Source organism: Marinithermofilum abyssi (assembly GCF_014641195.1).
Lineage (GTDB): Bacteria > Bacillota > Bacilli > Thermoactinomycetales > DSM-45169 > Marinithermofilum > Marinithermofilum abyssi.
Genome location: NZ_BMHQ01000007.1, coordinates 20,445 through 37,526 on the forward strand (window position 1 = coordinate 20,445; position 17,082 = coordinate 37,526).

16 protein-coding genes are annotated in these 17,082 nt (G+C 51.5%); 5 read left to right on the forward strand and 11 right to left on the reverse strand.

What is annotated here, in order from left to right:
• Position 1 precedes the first annotated feature (1 nt).
• From minD to IEW70_RS10470, 4 genes are all read right to left on the reverse strand, one after another.
• Positions 2-802 carry a septum site-determining protein MinD gene (minD, locus tag IEW70_RS10455; protein WP_188647882.1) on the reverse strand — a complete coding sequence of 267 codons (801 nt, stop codon included), beginning with the start codon at positions 800-802 and terminating at the stop codon, positions 2-4.
• 207 nt (positions 803-1,009) lie between these two features.
• Positions 1,010-1,669 (reverse strand): zinc ribbon domain-containing protein, encoded by a 660-nt coding sequence (locus tag IEW70_RS10460; protein ID WP_188647883.1) that lies wholly within the window; start codon positions 1,667-1,669, stop codon positions 1,010-1,012.
• Between the two features lie 635 nt (positions 1,670-2,304).
• Positions 2,305-3,537, reverse strand: coding sequence for an MFS transporter (locus IEW70_RS10465; protein WP_188647884.1), 1,233 nt, complete (start codon positions 3,535-3,537; stop codon positions 2,305-2,307).
• A 104-nt stretch (positions 3,538-3,641) separates the two neighbouring features.
• Positions 3,642-3,899: a YlbG family protein gene (locus IEW70_RS10470; protein ID WP_188647885.1), complete on the reverse strand. Its 258-nt coding sequence runs from the start codon at positions 3,897-3,899 to the stop codon at positions 3,642-3,644.
• Positions 3,900-4,076: 177 nt separating this feature from the next.
• On the opposite strand from IEW70_RS10470, the gene IEW70_RS10475 reads away from it, so the two are divergent.
• On the forward strand, positions 4,077-4,394 hold the full coding sequence (locus tag IEW70_RS10475; protein WP_188647886.1) for a hypothetical protein: 318 nt from the start codon (positions 4,077-4,079) through the stop codon (positions 4,392-4,394).
• Positions 4,395-4,402: 8 nt separating this feature from the next.
• On the opposite strand, the gene IEW70_RS10480 is transcribed toward IEW70_RS10475, so the two are convergent.
• From IEW70_RS10480 to IEW70_RS10490, 3 genes are all read right to left on the reverse strand, one after another.
• Positions 4,403-4,816, reverse strand: a complete 414-nt coding sequence (locus tag IEW70_RS10480) for a YlbF/YmcA family competence regulator (RefSeq protein WP_188647887.1) — start codon at positions 4,814-4,816, stop codon at positions 4,403-4,405.
• A gap of 124 nt (positions 4,817-4,940) precedes the next feature.
• Positions 4,941-6,812 (reverse strand): helicase-associated domain-containing protein, encoded by a 1,872-nt coding sequence (locus tag IEW70_RS10485; RefSeq protein WP_188647888.1) that lies wholly within the window; start codon positions 6,810-6,812, stop codon positions 4,941-4,943.
• Entirely contained in the window at positions 6,812-8,494 is a 1,683-nt protein-coding gene (locus IEW70_RS10490; protein ID WP_188647889.1) for a DNA repair helicase XPB, read from the reverse strand. The genes IEW70_RS10485 and IEW70_RS10490 overlap by 1 nt, the downstream gene beginning before the upstream one ends.
• Positions 8,495-8,653: 159 nt before the next feature.
• On the opposite strand from IEW70_RS10490, the gene IEW70_RS10495 reads away from it, so the two are divergent.
• A complete protein-coding gene (locus IEW70_RS10495) occupies positions 8,654-9,538 on the forward strand; it encodes a protease complex subunit PrcB family protein (protein WP_188647890.1) in 885 nt (294 codons plus the stop codon).
• Positions 9,539-9,580: 42 nt separating this feature from the next.
• Here the strand turns inward: IEW70_RS10495 and IEW70_RS18160 are convergent, their stop codons facing one another.
• A complete protein-coding gene (locus IEW70_RS18160; protein WP_268234861.1) occupies positions 9,581-9,712 on the reverse strand; it encodes a hypothetical protein in 132 nt (43 codons plus the stop codon).
• A gap of 207 nt (positions 9,713-9,919) precedes the next feature.
• A complete protein-coding gene (locus tag IEW70_RS10500) occupies positions 9,920-10,375 on the reverse strand; it encodes a hypothetical protein (protein ID WP_188647891.1) in 456 nt (151 codons plus the stop codon).
• A 144-nt stretch (positions 10,376-10,519) separates the two neighbouring features.
• Between IEW70_RS10500 and mgtE the strand changes: the two genes are divergently transcribed.
• The 3 genes from mgtE to IEW70_RS10515 all read left to right on the forward strand — a co-directional run bounded on the left by mgtE (position 10,520) and on the right by IEW70_RS10515 (position 14,689).
• Entirely contained in the window at positions 10,520-11,887 is a 1,368-nt protein-coding gene (mgtE, locus tag IEW70_RS10505) for a magnesium transporter (RefSeq protein ID WP_188647892.1), read from the forward strand.
• Positions 11,888-12,046: 159 nt separating this feature from the next.
• Complete coding sequence (locus IEW70_RS10510; RefSeq protein WP_188647893.1) at positions 12,047-13,396, forward strand: hemolysin family protein; 1,350 nt, start codon at positions 12,047-12,049, stop codon at positions 13,394-13,396.
• 492 nt (positions 13,397-13,888) lie between these two features.
• Positions 13,889-14,689, forward strand: coding sequence for a PHP domain-containing protein (locus tag IEW70_RS10515; protein ID WP_188647894.1), 801 nt, complete (start codon positions 13,889-13,891; stop codon positions 14,687-14,689).
• A gap of 110 nt (positions 14,690-14,799) precedes the next feature.
• On the opposite strand, the gene IEW70_RS10520 is transcribed toward IEW70_RS10515, so the two are convergent.
• Both IEW70_RS10520 and IEW70_RS10525 read right to left on the reverse strand, forming a co-directional pair.
• Positions 14,800-15,510, reverse strand: a complete 711-nt coding sequence (locus IEW70_RS10520; protein WP_188647895.1) for a phosphoadenylyl-sulfate reductase — start codon at positions 15,508-15,510, stop codon at positions 14,800-14,802.
• Between the two features lie 346 nt (positions 15,511-15,856).
• The gene (locus tag IEW70_RS10525; RefSeq protein ID WP_188647896.1) at positions 15,857-16,933 is read right to left on the reverse strand and encodes a S8 family peptidase; all 1,077 of its coding nucleotides are present in this window, start codon (positions 16,931-16,933) and stop codon (positions 15,857-15,859) included.
• Positions 16,934-17,082 lie beyond the last annotated feature (149 nt).

Consider the following 17,082-nt stretch of genomic DNA (forward strand, 5'->3'; position numbering starts at 1 on the left):
GTCAGGCGATGTGGAAAATCCGCTTGATTCGACTGATCAAACTTGTTTCCTCCAATTCCATGAAGGGAACATCTTCTCCGTTGATCCGCCGGGCAATATGGTTAAAAGCACGACCGGCCGTCGATTTGTCGTCGAGGATGACAGGTTCACCCGTGTTGGAAGAACGGATGATACGCCGATCTTCCGGAACCACGCCCAACAAATTGATAGCCAGATGGCTTTGCACTCGCTCCACACTGAGCATCTCTCCGCCTTTTACCATTCCCGGCTGCACCCGGTTTACTACCAGATCGATTTGATCCAGATGCGCAGACTCCAGCAGCCCGATCACCCGATCAGAATCCCGAACCGACGGAATCTCGGGATTGACCACGAGAATTGCCCGATCCGCAGGTGCGATCGCAGTGCGAAAGCCCCCTTCAATACCGGCAGGTGAATCGATAAGAATATAATCAAACTCCTCCCGCAGCTCATTCACCAAATCTTTGACCTGACTAGGGAGCACTTCTTCCTTGTAGCGGGTTTGCGCTGCAGGCAACAACGCCAGTTCCGGAAATTCTTTGTGCCGAACCAAAGCCTGCCGTAACTTGGCCGTACCCTCAATCACATCCACCAAGTCATACACAATCCGGTTTTCCAACCCCAGCATCAGATCCAGCTTACGCAAACCGATGTCCGTATCCATCACGCACACTTTTTTTCCCAATTGCGCCAGACCAAGACCGACGGAAGCTACCGTCGTCGATTTGCCTACACCGCCTTTGCCGCTGGTGATGGTAATGGCCACGGATTTGTGCTTCATAACTCTTGCCCCTTTCCCCTTGCCCATTTCTATCTGTGGATTAAACAGCCGTTTTCTCAACCGACCCTTTGCTTTTTACGTTGAGTGATACTTTGACACTCCCCAACAATTTCTCTATTATTGTATCAAATCTGAACATCCATTAGAAGGGAATGGAGAAAATCCTGTATTATGCCATTTTTTTCGACATCTTTCGAAGCGGATTCGTCAAATCCAGACATCTTGATAAATGTTTTTCCGACAATGGGGGCAAATTTCTGTATCCTCTTCCACTTGATCCCCGCAATGGGGACAAATAAAAATGGCCGTGCCCTCATCCAATCCGCCTAACTTGTGATTTTGCTGCTCCCCCTCTTTTTTGGAAACCGCATTCATCGAGTAAGGAACCGCTTCGAAAGTTTTCGGTTGTGAAACAGTACCGTTCATCCCATCAGATGGGTGGGCGGTATTTGCGTTCACCCCCTCCTCCGTTTCCGGCCGGGCAGATTGGCCGGAAGCGTCATCCTGATCCGGAGACGGCAACGGATTCTTTGTGGAGGCCGCTGTCAAAGGTTTCGGTTCCGAATATTGAACCTGAGAGTTCTTTACCTTTTCCAATTCCTTTTCCAACTCGGCGATTTTTTTCCGAACCTGATTCACCTCTTTCAAAGGTGCTTCCACTTGTCCCCATTCCAAGGCTTCTGTCTCTTTTCTCTGCCACTTGGTGTATACTTCTCGTCCCAAGCGCCGGTACAACTCTTGCTCCGTTTCCCGTTTTCTCCGAATAAGGATGGTAAGACGGCTAATCTCCAGCACTTGTTTTGATTTATGTTCGGTCCTTTCCACTCCCCGCTTTACCTTGCTTTTTAAGTCGGACAGGATTCCCACAACTCTCGCTCCTTTTGCAAATCAAATACTTATTTCTCTTTATTTTAACGAGAAATATTCCGGTTCAACAAGAAAAACCCTGCGCTCGCTCCCGATTACGCAGGGTTGGTAAAGAGTATCAGGCTAAATCAAAATTCGTCCGGACCAAAATCGTCAAAACCGCCCTGTGATCTGGGGCCAAAACCGGGGCCGGGACCAAAATCATCCAATCCGGAACCGAAGCCGGGACCGGGACCAAAATCATCTAGTCCCGAATCGAAACCGGGACCGGGACCAAATCCCGGGCCGGGACCGAAACCGGGACCCGGGCCAAAACCAGGACGCCTCGGACCTGAACCAAACCCTTTTCTACCCAACTTCCGCGGGGGAAAGCCCAATCCCTTGGGTCTTTTTCCAAATAGAAAACCCAACACGCCTATTCACTCCTTCCCCTGTTCCATCCTCTTGTATCTGGGTGGACGGTCTTTTTATCCTATGCGAAAGAAGAGGAATGGGGTGGTCAATCCTCTTGCGTCATTGGCGGAATTTACAACACTGTAGGGAGCTCTCTTTCCCGAAAACTCCCCCTACCGATAGCAGAACAGCTCGCCGGTATAAGCCTGCCGGTAGCGATCGCTGGATTTGATGGTAATCACTCACTGAGCCGAAGACACCTTGTGTTGTACCATTCCATGAGCTTTCTCCTCCTGAGCCGCGCGCAAACCGTGACGCAGCCACCAGGCACCTGTCACCAGCAGGATTGCAGTCGTCAGGAACAGCCCTCGTATCCCGATCCAGCCGGACAGATAGCCGCAGATGATGGGCCCCAGCATATTTCCGAGAAATACGGCACTAGTGCTGTATCCATAGGCGGTACTTTCCTTGCCTTCCGGAGCATGCACCCGGATCAAGGCATTGAGGGAGGGGAGCAGTCCTCCTACAGACAAGCCCAACAAAAAGCGCAGCACCAGCAGTTGCCATACCGAGGTAACCATCGCGTGAGGGATAAAGAAGATCGCCGCTCCCAACATCGCGTAAAAGAGGACTTTCTCGGATCCGTGTCGGTCACCAAACCGTCCCAGCCATGGAGACGCCAACATGTTGGCCATTCCTGTTACCGCAGTAACCAAACCGGCAAAAAAGGCCACATACCCGCCGGGAGCGCCCAGCTCGGATACGAACAGGGACATCTGGGGCATCGGCCCCAACATCGCGAACTGCAACAGAAATCCGACCATGAACAGAACCGGCAAGGGTCGATAGTGCAAGATAAAGGAACCTTCCTTGAAAAAACCGGCGCGCTCAGCATGTTTGTCCGGTTGAACATCCTCTTTCACCGCAAATAGAACGACGAATGTCGCCAGCACAATCAGGAAGCTCGTAATGAAGAAGATCGCCCGAAATCCGATCCACTCCGCCATGATCCCTCCAAAAAACGGACCCATGATCGAACCGGCAACCGCTCCCGATTGTAACATTCCTAACGCATATCCGGCACGTTCTTTTGGTGTATTGGTAGCCGTCAATGAGATCGAAGCCGGGATAAACCCGGATACTGTGCCGTTTACCAGCCGCAGAATCAACAATTGCAGCGGACTGGTGGCCAATCCCATTAAACCGATCACCACCGCCATACCAAAACCGGAGCGAAGCACCATGATTTTTCGCCCGATTTTATCCGCCAAAGAACCCCAAACAGGGGCCACTGCAAAGGCAGACAGGAAGTTGATTCCGAAAATGAGCCCTGACCACAACTGTGTCTGGTCGGGATCCGTCACTCCCATTTCCTTCAGATACAGCGGTAAAAACGGAATGATCATGGACATCGCGCCCATTACCAAAAACTGCGAAACCATTAAAATGTACAAATTGCGTCTCCATGTTTCCATGACCCTCGTTCATCTCCTCCTTGTGATCCATAGTTATTTCGTCTATCGAAATATAGAAACAAAAGAAAGCTGCCTCTTGCTCAGGCAGCATGTACACACTTTTTTCAAACCGTGCTCTTCTGGGGTTTGTGAAATTCAGTAGCCAGCTCCCGGCGAAGGGAGCGCTCCACCCGTGTTACAAAAGACAGTCTCTCGATGCGCCGGATCAACTGGTTTGCTCTTCGACCGTCGATATACATAAACACATATTTCAGCCTCTTGGACATGTAATGGATGTTTCCCATCCGGCCCAAAGACCGAGCCGCCTTCAGATCCTTCACCCAAACAGCCAAGCCGAGCCGTTCCGCGGTCTGCAAAGCCATTCGTGAAAACCCCTTTATCCGGTAATCAATGGGCGCAATCGTTGATCTGTCGTTCTAGTACATCCGATACTACAAAAATCAAAACGGTAAACATTTATATAGCATCCTAATCTATGGTAACATGCATTTGGAATCTGCGCAAATCGGCTACCGCCACTTTCCCGGGAGGGAATGCCCATGCTGGAAAAAATAATGGATCTCCTCGTTCGGAGATTGACCCAATCTCCTTTGTGCCGTCAGGCGTGGTTCCGGTATTTCGCAGGAACGTCCTTCTTGTATGTGGTGACGGTTGATAGTGCGACCCGTGGACAAGTCGACGCGCTCATACGAGAGCAAGCGGGTTTGCTCACCCAAGGAACGGAACTTTTTTATGAATCCACCTTTGTACGAAAATCGGACCGCGGCTGGGTATATCGCTTCCGATTTCGTTATCCCGAAGGCAAAAGTTTCTGCTGCGGCAATCAGTGCCCCGATTGTATCTTGCTGAACAGCTGATGCCAGATTCAGCCACAGCGGCGCTTGTTCGCCTTTCTGAGCCCCCGTGGATCGTTGACGGGCACCTTGATGGTATCCGAAACAGAACGGGCGATAATCCGGCTGACTTCTCCCAACAGCTCGTCCAGCTGTTCCTCTGCTTCCATGTATTCGCCGATCACAGGATTCTCACGCATCCGGCGCAGGAAAGCCTCCGCTTCTTCCTTGGCTTTATGATAATCGGGGTGAAAATGTCCAAATCGCTGAGCATCATCAAAAAGCTCTTTTTTTCGCTGAAATTCCCGAATTAATCGCTGCGCCTGTGCGTCTTCCTGGACCCGCCTTTTGGCTGCAAGATACCGGCGAACCTCTTCCGATTCATTAATCGCATCCGCCAAATCATATGCTTCAAGCAGAAGATCTGCCATATTAATCGTATTCATCCACAATCCCTCCACAGGTTGATTGTATCATAAAAAAAAAAGAAACGACATTTTTTAACAAATGAAAAAGCCCCTGCACCTGTGCAAAAGGCTTTTATCCGCACTACTTTTTTTACCTTTTTTATTAAAAAGAAACGATTTGGATTTGCTGGATCTCGCGGATCCCTACCCGATCCGGGATTTCTCCCTCCCACACACCTTCAATGCTCCAATCTCTTCCTTCCTGTACTATATACTTCGGGGTGAAATATCCTTTCTTATTGCTTTTCAACTCCATCCGGATATCCAGTTCCAACTGGATCGCCCGCCGCATCATCTCCTGCACGGTTCCCGGATGGTAACTGCGCATCTGAGCGGTCCACATCCGGGGGATCTGCTGCAATCCAGGTATGGCTTGTTCCAGGGTGGGAAGTGCATTGACGACCGTGATCTCCGGATCCTCTGCCCGCCCTTTCGCTAACAGCTTCTGTTCCGGCGGTTTCATCCACCAGGGAGTATCTTCGTCTCCCGGCTCAGATTGCGGAGAATATCCCAGCTGGTCCAAGACCTGCACCAAATCAGTCAGTTTATCTTCCTTTACCGCAAATACACGGGAACTCAGCTCCTCCTCCATATAAGGGGAGAGATCGGGGTTGCCCCCAATCTCATCAGCGATCCCCTCATCTCCTAACTCCATCAGGAGCATGCGTCGAAAGCGAATCCGTCCCGCCTGTTCGGCCCAGGCACGAAGCATCACCGATACGTTATCGGGGAGCGGTCCCTCGCCAATCCCTTCAAGGACCTTCAGCATGTCCTTTAACGCTAATCCTTTCTCCAACCCGCGCCGAATGGAAGCAGCGTTCAGCTCATAGACCGCCATCGGGTTCCCGCCCATGGGGTCTGCAAACTGGGCCAGCATCCATTGCCGATGAAGCGGAAACAGAGGGGATATCAACACCTCCAGGTCAGGCTGGACGAATCCCTCCCATGTCGGGGTCTCCGGCAGCATGAACGGTGCCCAAATAGACCACCGCCACCAAGTTTCTCCACCTTGTTTGATCAACTCCATCCAACCCAGAGCAGCCAGCGGGCGAAGCCAACGCTTTTCCACTTCTTCCCTCATCTTTCCAATATGTGCAGTAGCACCTGCTGCATGGCACCATCCGATTACCCCCTCTTGAAGCGAGCGCCACCGCCGGGACCCGTACCGTTCCATCCACCACCACAGACCTTCCCATTCGGGATGCATGGACAACAGTTTCTTTTTACACCATTGGTACAAGGATGCGCTCATATCCCGCGCATGGAGATACAGCCAGGGATGGAGACGCTGGGGTTGCAAACAAAGCCGACCCGATTTTTCTTCCATCCATCCCATCTCTTCACCCAACGTGCGGAGCATGGCAACCCCGGGTACCTCCTGCCCACCCCATGGGGTATATTCCAAGCCGGAAAAATCCGAATCCAACTCCACATCCAGCTTGCGGAGCCAGCGCTTGTGAATCTGTCCCTCTTTGGTCAGAGTGATTTCCTCCCGATCGAGGAAAAGCAAAAAGGGAAGCAAAAGCTGCCATAGCGGAACCGCCGGTGCACTTCCCAGTTCCTTCTGCATCACCGCCTTTGGAGCAGGAAGGTTTTCTTCGTATCCGGCATAGCGCACATCCACCGGCACTCCGTAACAAGGTTCACCAAAAGCCCGCCGCAACTGATACACACCCCCGTATTGCCGCAGATGCGTCAATCCTGCGCGAAACCGTGCAGGGGACAATCCGGTTTGTTGGTTTGCGGCATAGGACTCCGGCAGGGGGGAAGCCCCCCAGCGAAACAGCATCTCCTTCCATACCCGCTTCGCTTCGGATGACCACCCTGCCATCTGTTTCGACAGGTTTTCGGGGCGCGTCCATCGGATGATCAGTTCTTGGTCATCCGATGCTTGATTCTCCTGCAACAACTGCCCTCGAATGTCTAAAGACAATTCTTCAAGGCAGTCCTTCAGTTTCCAATGGAATGGATGCATCAGTCATTCCCCCATTGCTCACCGTTCACAATCTCATAATGGTACCCTTGTTCCACCAGATACAACTGCCGGTGAAGAGCGTATTCCTGGTCCACTGTATCCCGGGAAACAATCTGATAAAAATGCGCTGCCGTTCGCTCCTTCTTTGGACGCAAGATCCTTCCCAGCCGCTGGGCTTCCTCCTGACGGGATCCAAAAGTACCGGATACCTGAACCGCCACCTGCGCATCGGGTAAATCGACAGCAAAATTGGCCACTTTGGATACGACCAATACCGGGATCTCCCCCCGGCGAAAACGGGCATACAGTTCTTCCCGCTGTTGGTGGGGAGTTTTTCCCGTCAAGATCGGAACGGACAACCGCTCGGCGATCTCTTCCAGCTGGGATACATATTGTCCGATAATCAAGAGCGGCTGTCCCTGATGTTTTTGGAGAATCCGTTCCAATGCCGCCCATTTTTCCGGGTTTTCGGCTGCGATCCGATATTTTTGCCGTTTGGGAGCACGGGCGTATTCCAAGCGCAACTCCCGGGACATCGGCACGCGCAATTCGGTACAACGGGCAGCGGCGATCCACCCGCTCCGTTCCAATGTCTTCCACGGCGCGTCATATTTTTTAGGGCCGATCAGCGAAAACACATCTTCTTCCCGACCGTCCTCCCGTACCAGCGTAGCCGTCAAACCCAGCCGCCGTCTTGCCTGTAAATCGGCCGTTGCCCGAAACACCGGCGCCGGCAGCAAATGCACTTCATCATAGATAATAAGTCCCCAATCCCGTTCATCAAACAGATCGATATGGGTAAACTCCCCATCCTTTTGTCCCCGATGCGTCAAAATCTGATAGGTGGCTACTGTTACCGGACGCACTTGTTTCTTTTCACCCGTATATTCCCCTACTTGTTCGGGAGAAAGGGTTGTCTTATCCAGGATTTCCCGAATCCATTGGCGTACGGAAGTCGTATTGGGTGTTAAGATCAAGGCAGCCCTTCCCACCCGCGCCATCGCAGCCAGTCCCACCACCGTCTTGCCGGCTCCGCACGGCAGAACCACGACTCCATTGCCTCCGGCAACCGTTCCTTCCCGATAAAAGGCGTCTACTGCTTGAACTTGATATTCCCGCAAGCGGAAGGGAGTGCCGTCTGCACATTGGGGGAGCAGTTCCATCGGGAGATGCTCCCCTTCCGTATAGCCAGCCACGTCTTCTACCGGAAATCCGCATTTGAGCAGCTCTTGTTTGAGAGATCCCCTCTTCTCCGGCGGTATATGAAAACGCCTTTCCCCCACCGGAACAGCCCATTCACGCAATACCGGCAAGGAAGTAACCTCCGCCAGTGTCTCCTGATCCGAACACACCAGCAGCAGAGCATCACATCGTCGTTCCAACCTCACTTTTCCGTACCGCATCACTGTTTGCCGGATCTCTTCCAACAAGAAAGACGGGATCTCCCATTTACTGTACCGCTTCAAAAAACCGATGATCGACTCCGCGGTCAAACCCGCTGCTGCCGCATTCCAAAGAGACAAAGATGTCATCCGATATGTATGGATACGTTCAGGACTTTTCACCAGCTCAGCAAAAGCCGCAATCCCCTCTCTCACTTCTTCGAAACAGGGATGATTCGTTTCCAATAACAGAGTCCGATTACTCTGCACCACCAGGGGGCATGAATGCGGTTCGTTCATCTGTTATCCCTCCTTCATCTTTTAGTTTAGACAAGGAAAGAAGAATCATGACGGAAGAATTCCAACATGGTAAAATAACGAATCGTTAGAGATTGCAACTTTTCCGAGAACAGTTTCGTCTATAACAGTAAATTTAAACCAATCCAGGAGGAGCAAATCATGCGCCCACGGTTATCCAGTAGATGGATCGTTTTGTTGGGGGGATTGTTGATGGCCGCCGGCTGTTCAGCCCCTTCCTCTCCCGCATCTTCTCCCGGTGTAAAAGAAGTGGATGCCATTCAAAAGGAACGGACGTTTTCTTTTCAGGAAGAATCTCGGGCACACTGGCCCAAATCCGTGCAAAAAAAAGTGAATCAATTGCGGGGTCAGAATGAAACAGGCGTTTATTCCTTGCAGGAAGACGGCCGTACGTATGTGATCGTCACCAAGGGAAACACTCCCCATGGCGGTTATGGCATTCGAGTGGAACAAGTGGTTCAACGCGGTAAGGAAATCCAAATCTCCGCATCGAAAACCGCCCCGCCCAAGAAATCCGTCACCCATCAAGCGATTGATACGCCAGTCGCTGTCATTTCCATCCCCAACCCCGATCGGATTTCCTTCAAGTGGGACCTGAACTGGTCCCCCGACCCCGCCGCTTCTCCCGACAAGTCTCCGCCGGCGGAGGAAACGGGGATGAAGATGAAAGCAAAAATCGAAGCGGATCCTGGACTGCCGCAAGTGGTGAAAAGTAAGGCAAAATCTCTTCAGAAAAGGAAAACGGGTGGCGAAACCGTCGTCATCGCCGAGGGGAGAGCCTACCTCATCATGGCATTGGGAGAACGTCAAACGGGCGGCTACCGGATCAAGGTGCATAACGTTGTCAAACAGGGAAATCACATTCACATCTATGCGGAAGAAGTTCCGCCTTCTCAAAACAGTGTCACGACCCAAGCGATTTCCTATCCGGTAACGATCGCCTCGATTCCCGCCCTGGAAGGTTCCCCGAAGTTTACGTTTCATATTCAATCAAAGACCCCTTCAAGCAGAGAAGCGATGGAATAGGAAAAGGCACCCGAGAACGGGTGCCTTTTGTTGATCCCTTTTTTAGTCCTTCTTTGGTTCCTTCGGGTCCTCGCCTCGATCGGGCTGTTCCGGTGAGGTGGTCAACGGTTCCCGGGGAGTAAAAATCTCTGGTTCCCGCTGTGGGGTGCCGATTTCGGGCATCCGCATTCGCATCCGTTTCCCTCCTTTCCTGATGGGTGATACCGTTTAGGTTAACCATTCCCTTCACCTACCATCAGGACCCTGCAAAACGGAATACGAAGACCTTAATACAGCAGCAGCCGCTTGTTCACCGCGGGCAAAAGATCACACATGACGGCCGATTTCATACCATATGACGAGCCGTTAAAAGGGGATACTACCCGAAACACAGAACAATTTTCATCCTCCATCCCCTTCTTCCTGTTGATGCAGCCAGGGGGACTCCGGCGATTCCGGAGATTCCCACAAGGGGCGACGAGAAGCGGATGTTTGACTGTGTTGGGAAAGAGTGCCTTCAAAATGATGAGAAGCATCCCATGCAGAACCTGGACCTGCTTGGGCAGAATAGGACGGATAAGCAGGATAACTGCCGGCTGACCACACAGGAACGGTCAGATGGGAATACGGCCAGCCGGATACCTGAGGAGTCATGTACCCGTGGGTTGCCCCTGTCCAAGGATACTGACCGGCGAGTGCCGGACCATGCCACCCGTGGTACGTTGCGGGCATCCATCCTGATAAGGGAGGGTACTCTGTCGGAAAGGGCCATGCCATCGGCTGAAATGGGAAAGAACCAGAGAAAGCTGCCCCGTCAAACTGGTTTACCGGGGACTGGCAGCCGCATTTTTCCGCCATACGGATCCTCCTTTCCACTATCACCTATTACTATGTGTCTAAAAGAACCGATATTCTACGAAAAAATCCCGGTTTCAAAGGCATCTTCGATTTGATATGATGATGAAGGTTTACCATATCGCTGACAGAAAGGAGGGGGAAACAATGCCAGAACAAGAAGAACGCCGCGTGGAAACAGATCTTGACGCTGTCAAAATCGCATTGCAAAAACGGGAACAAAAGTTTTTGCGGCCGCTGATTGAAGAGTTGCAACCCTATGACCTCGGGCAGGTATTTTTTCAACTCAACAAGGTATATCGGCGACATTTCCTCGATATGCTCAACCCGGATGAGATCGCAGAGCTCCTGGAAGAGTTGGACTTTGAGGAACAGCGGGAGATTCTCACTCACCTGGGCGCTGAAAAAACCTCCAAGGTCCTCAATCGGATGTCTTCGGACGAGGCTGCCGACTTGCTGGGGGAATTGGAAGAGCAAAACGTCCAAAGCTTGTTGAAGAACATGGAACGGGACGAAGCCGACAAAGTGCGTGCACTGCTCCATTACCCGGAGGATACCGCCGGCGGGAAAATGACGATGGAGTATGTCAGCGTGTACGACTATTACACGGTCGAAGAGGCGATTCAATATTTACGCCGGGAAGCACCGACGGCGGAAACAGTGTATTACGTTTACGTCATCGATGCCAATGATCGACTTGTGGGCGTCGTTTCGTTGCGGGAGCTTCTGATTGCACAGCCTAACACGCAAATTACGGATATTATGTATGAACGGATTATTTCCGTACCAGCAGACATGGACCAGGAAGAAGTAGCTAAACTGCTGGAACGCTACGACTTCCTCGCCATTCCGGTCGTGGATGACGATCAACGGTTACTCGGTATTATCACGGTAGACGATATCATTGACGTCTTGATCGAAGAAGCGCAGGAAGACTTGGCAAAGCTCTCCGCCGTCGGGCAGACGGAAATGGATGTCCTTACACACCCGTTTTCATCTGCGCGACGTCGTATCCCTTGGCTGATCCTTCTGTTGTTTATCGGTATGTTTACAGCCAATCTGCTCGGATATTTCCAGACCACCATTCAACAAGTTTCCGCTCTAGCCTTGTTTATGCCCATGATTGCCGGTATGACCGGAAACACTGGAACCCAGTCCCTGGCCCTGGTGATCCGGGGGTTGTCCTCCGGCCAACTGACACGGGAAAGATACATGCAGATCCTGCGGCAGGAAGGCATCGTCGGTATGATTATCGGTACCGTATGCGGCCTGCTGATTATCGCACTCGTCACCCTATGGCAGGGGAATCCGTATCTGGGCCTTGTCGTAGGCGGCTCTTTATGGTGCACCCTCTTGATCGGAACCATCGGCGGCACATTGATTCCCCTGTTGCTGCACATATTAAAAGTCGACCCCACCGTGGCATCGGGTCCCCTGATCACCACATTGAATGATGTGTTTTCCTTGATGATCTACTTCGGTTTTGCGACCATGTTTTTGCATTATTTGCTGTGATCGCTTCCCCCTTCCCCCTTCCCCCAGGAAGGGGTTTTTCTTCTACAAAGCTGACAGAAATTCTGCTAAGCTGGGAATATTGGGAGGTTATTCCGCAACATTCCGTGCAGAATAAAAATAAATTGGGTCGGGATCGGTGTTAGGGAGGAAACAGATACGTTGGAAAACTTTTTACAAATTGCCTGGAATATCGTGTTGGTCATCTTTCTCGTGTTGCTCAACGGCTTTTTCGTGGCATCGGAGTTTGCCATCGTCAAAGTTCGTGCAACTCGTATTGCCCAGCTTCGGCAAGAAGGGAATATGCGGGCGAAGATAGCCCAGAAAGTTATCGCCAATATGGACGCTTACCTGTCCGCTACCCAATTGGGGATCACCTTGGCGTCCCTGGGACTCGGGTGGGTTGGGGAGCCGGCTATCGCCCACCTGATCGTGAAACCGCTGTTGTCGCTGATCCCCTTGGAGATGCCGGCATGGCTGATTCAAACGGTCTCCTTTGCCATCGCCTTTGCTATTATTACATTCCTTCACATTGTGTTAGGGGAAATGGCTCCCAAGTCCTTAGCGATCCGCCGGGCAGAAGAAACCACCTTGTGGACGGCCATACCGTTGGATTGGTTTTACAAGCTGTTCTATCCCTTTATCGTTATCTTAAACGGAACAGCCAACCGGATTCTAAAGTGGTTTGGTGTCAAGCTGGATCCCGATCATCAACACGCTCACACCGAAGAGGAAATCCGGATGCTGGTTGCACAAAGCCATAAAAGCGGATTAATCGACCAGACAGAGCTGTCCCTGTTCGATAATATATTTGAATTTACCGACCGGGTGGCCCGTGAAATCATGGTGCCCCGCGTAGACATGATCTGCCTCTACATGGAAGATGATTTTGAAGAAAATCTGAAAACGATCCGGGATGCCCGTCATACCCGCTTCCCTTTGTGCCGGGAGGACAAGGATGACATTGTCGGGATCGTCCACATCCGACACATCTATGAGCAGATGTTGGAAGGCGAAACCCCGGATTTGGCCAAACTGACACGCCCCGCGGTCATGGTACCGGAAACGATGGAAATCAAAGACGTGCTGCGGGTGTTGCAAAAGAATCACTCTGAAATGGCTATTGTAGTCGATGAATACGGCGGCACGGCGGGCTTGGTCACCACAGAAGACATCATCGAAGAAATTTTTGGGGAGATCCAAGACGAATTCGACGATGAACAACCCTTCTTCCAACCGGCCGGTACAGAAACGTCCATCGATGCCCGCCTCCTGATCGAAGAAGTGAACGATTACTTCAAAACGGACATTGAAGACCCGGACAACGATACGATCGGCGGCTGGATCTTTTCGCAACTGCAGGAAGTTCCCGAGCTGGGGGACGAAGTGTACTACAACGATCTCAAGTTTACCGTGCAGGAAATCGATCAGCGGAGCGTTTCGCGGTTGTTGGTCACTCGAATAGAAGAAAAAACCAACGAAAACCCCGACCCAGCCGGGGTTGATGATTAAAGGCGGCCACTGATGACGGTGGCTGTTTTTTATTCCGCCTTCCCAAAAACACTGAAGTCCCTTAAACAAGAAAACTTGTTGCGAAATAACCATCATGGTTTATTATCAGACAACTCCCCAAGCACCTTCTGTAAAACAGAAATACAGTATCACAAATGATGCCAAGTTTCCACCGATTGCACCGGTAAAAAGTTAGCCTAATCGTGAGCACACACCCTCGGCTGCGGGACAGATTGTATCCCTTTCGAATAGCGGAAGGGGGTAGGATAATAGACGGATTATCCAGCGCGTGGAAATACCCGGAAGGTTATATGGATCCTCGTGTGTCCACCAAAGTAATCCATCAGCTGTTGGGAAGCTGTACCTCATTCATGGATCCCGGGGCAAACCTGACCCGAAACCCGTTTTCCTTCCAAAGGCGATGACATCCTTGGGTCTCTAGACGATATAATGTAAAGAGAATATCCCATCCCTATAAACAGGAGCAATGGCATGCGAATATTAAACGATTATCAACCAGGCACTTTTGACTTGCATATGCACACCACCGCTTCCGACGGCATTTATTCTCCGAAAGCGCTGGTCCGCAAAGCAAAAGACTGTGGTCTCCGTACGATCGCCATCACCGATCACGACACCTTGGCCGGCGTGGAAGAAGCCGTTTCGGAAGGCAAAGCTGTCGGAATGGATGTGATCCCCGGAGTGGAAATCAGCACCCGTTATCACGGGAAAGGCATCGATGTGTTAGGTTACAACATCCAGGACTGTCTTGGGTTACACAACGCTCTCGCCCCCTTTAGAGAGGAGAGAAAAACTCGTGCCCGACGAATTATTCAAAGGTTTGAGGAACTGGGCATGCCGATCACTTTGGAAGACGTGAAAGCCTTCAGTCAAAACGGGGTCATCGCTCGACCCCATATCGCCAAGGCCATCGTTGCCAAAGGATATGTATCTGACGTACAAACGGTGTTTGATCGATATCTCGCTGATGGAAAACCCGCTGCCGTTCGAAAGGAGGTTATTTCCACCGGCGAAGCCGTCCGTTGGATCAAGGAAGCCGGAGGTCAGGCAGTATTGGCCCATCCAGTTCTGCTTCATGACGACAACCTGGTCAAACAACTGCTGACAAAAGGCTTTGACGGGATCGAAGTCTGGCACCGTCATCACCGTGCTGCCGATGTCCAACGCTATCTGGATATGGCCGACCAGTATAACTTACTGGTTACAGGCGGTTCCGATTTTCACTCGGATGAGCACACGCTGGGACAATTCATTCCGGATCAAAGCGAATAGAAAAACGGTAATAGCAGCATGCGCGTTTGCAATGCGACAGGCACCCCACTTGCTTTGTCGGACAGAGGAGACAAACCCAGAAACCCCCAGGGAGAGGTTTCTGGGTTTGCTTATTTTTTGGTAACGGTATCTGCTCTCTGATGGAGCCCGCACTCGGTTTTGCTGAAGCCGCTCCAGCGGCCTGAACGGAGATCTTCTCCCGGCTTCACGGGCCGAGTACAGGGAAAACAGCCAATGCTGGGATAATATTGATCATGCAATGGATTATATGGAATATCATGTTTTCGAATATATCGCCACACATGTTCAGAATTCCAATAAGCCAGCGGATTAATCTTGACCAGATCAAAAACCGGATCCCACTCGATCAAATCCGTATCGGCCCGGGTGGGCGACTGTTCCTGGCGGACCCCGGTTATCCATGCCTTATACTTCCCCAGTATCCACCTCAAAGGCTCCACCTTCCGCAGACGGCAACAAGCATCAGGATCCCGTAGCCACAGGGACTTGCCGTATTGTTCGGCCTGTTCCTTCAATGTCAAGGCGGGCAACACTTGAATAAATCGGCAACCGTACCGCTGTGCCAGACGATCCCGAGTTTCATAGGTCTGCTGAAAGTGCAAATTCGTATCCAGATAAAAAATATCCACTTTCCGTTCCAACTGCGTCACCATATGAACCAGGGCTACATCTTCCGCACCAAAGCTGCAACCCAATGCTACTGGGCCATCCACCCGATCCGCTGCAAACCGAATCACGTCCGCCGCGCTTTTTCCCTGCACTTGTTCATTCCATTGTCGCGTATATTCACGTAAAGACATGGATCCGCCAACACCTCCATATCAGATAAAAGGGCAGGATATGAATTATCCCAGATTGGATACGAAAGGAGCAGAAAGATCTGAATCGCCCGGGAGACGTCTCCCGTAGACCTACCTACTTCCCAATCACTTTTACCATACTATGCGGGCAGGTTGGGTAAGTGCCCAAATCATCCATAAAAAAAGAAGCACCCGCTTTGATGATCTTTAAAAAAACGGCCGTTTCTTTCAAATACGAGCGAAACCTGTGAATTTATCTATAGAAATATCCCCTCCCATTTCAGCAGCAAGGAGCTTGCTTTTATTGTCACTCAAAGAGGATCCTGCCACTTTGCAAGTGCATTCGTTATTTGACCTGAACCAACCCGGCACCGTAGAGTCGATCGGGTCCCAAGGAGACAGCCCGGGCCCTCAGCCGTTTTTTGACCGTACTCGCGCCCCCTCTCTTTTGCCGGTAGACGGCTGCTACCCCGCTCACATGTGGAGTCGCTTGGGAGGTGCCGCTCAAGATGGCATACTTGCCGTTTGAATAGGTGCTGAAAATATTAACCCCCGGCGCAGCAATATCCACAGAGCTGCCTGTCGAAGAAAAAGAGGCCCGCTTGTTGTTCCGGTTGAGAGCGGCCACCGCCACTGCCGCCGGGATGCGTCCCGGGAAGCTGACATTGTCTCCTGTTCCCGAGGCATTGCCTTCATTTCCTGCAGCGGCCACACACACAATGCCTCGCCGGTTCGCAGCGTTGACTGCGTCGATTAACGCCGGCGTACCTGTACGGGAACCGAAACTCATGTTCAGGATATCCATGCCGCTGTCGATGCCCCACTCGATGCCTCGAATGATGTTGGTGATGGTGGCCGCTCCGCGGGCATCGAAAGCTTTGATGGCATATAGACGGGCAGCCGGAGCCACGCCCACCACTCCGATTTTGTTGTTCACCGCTGCGACAATCCCCGCTATATGAGTGCCGTGTCCATTGTTATCATTGGGCTTGCGACCCGTGTTAACCAGATTGATCCCTCCGGCGATGTTGGCTTTCAGATCCGGATGATCCAGGTCGATACCTGTATCGATAATGCCTACACGCACTCCGCTTCCTGCATAAGGATTCGGGGAACCGCCCCATACCTTTTGCACATTCCAGGTCAGAGTTTGTTGGTTTATTTTGGCATATCTTTTCAACTCCTCCATACCGAACACTTTTTTCACTCGAGGCTGAGGCAGGATTAAGATACGATCGGGTTCAGCGTAAAGTAAGTCTTCTTTCAGCATAATCCGCTTCAGTTGAGCGGGAGATTCCAGCATCGCGGAGACGGTCCGGCTGTGTCGGCCCACGTGATAAATCACTCCACCGTGTTTCCGAATCCAGTCAGGGCGAGGAGCTGTTCGAAATAAAAAGGTAAAGTAACCTCGCTTTTTCCCCATACTATCACCTCTATTGCAATGTATGAGGAATTTGATAGAAGGGTGTGGACCAATCCCATACGGAATCCGCTGATTTTGGTAAACGAGCGCGGACAATCCTCTTGAACACAAAAAAAGCTTTTCTGCCCGTGGCTCCTCGGCAGAAAAGC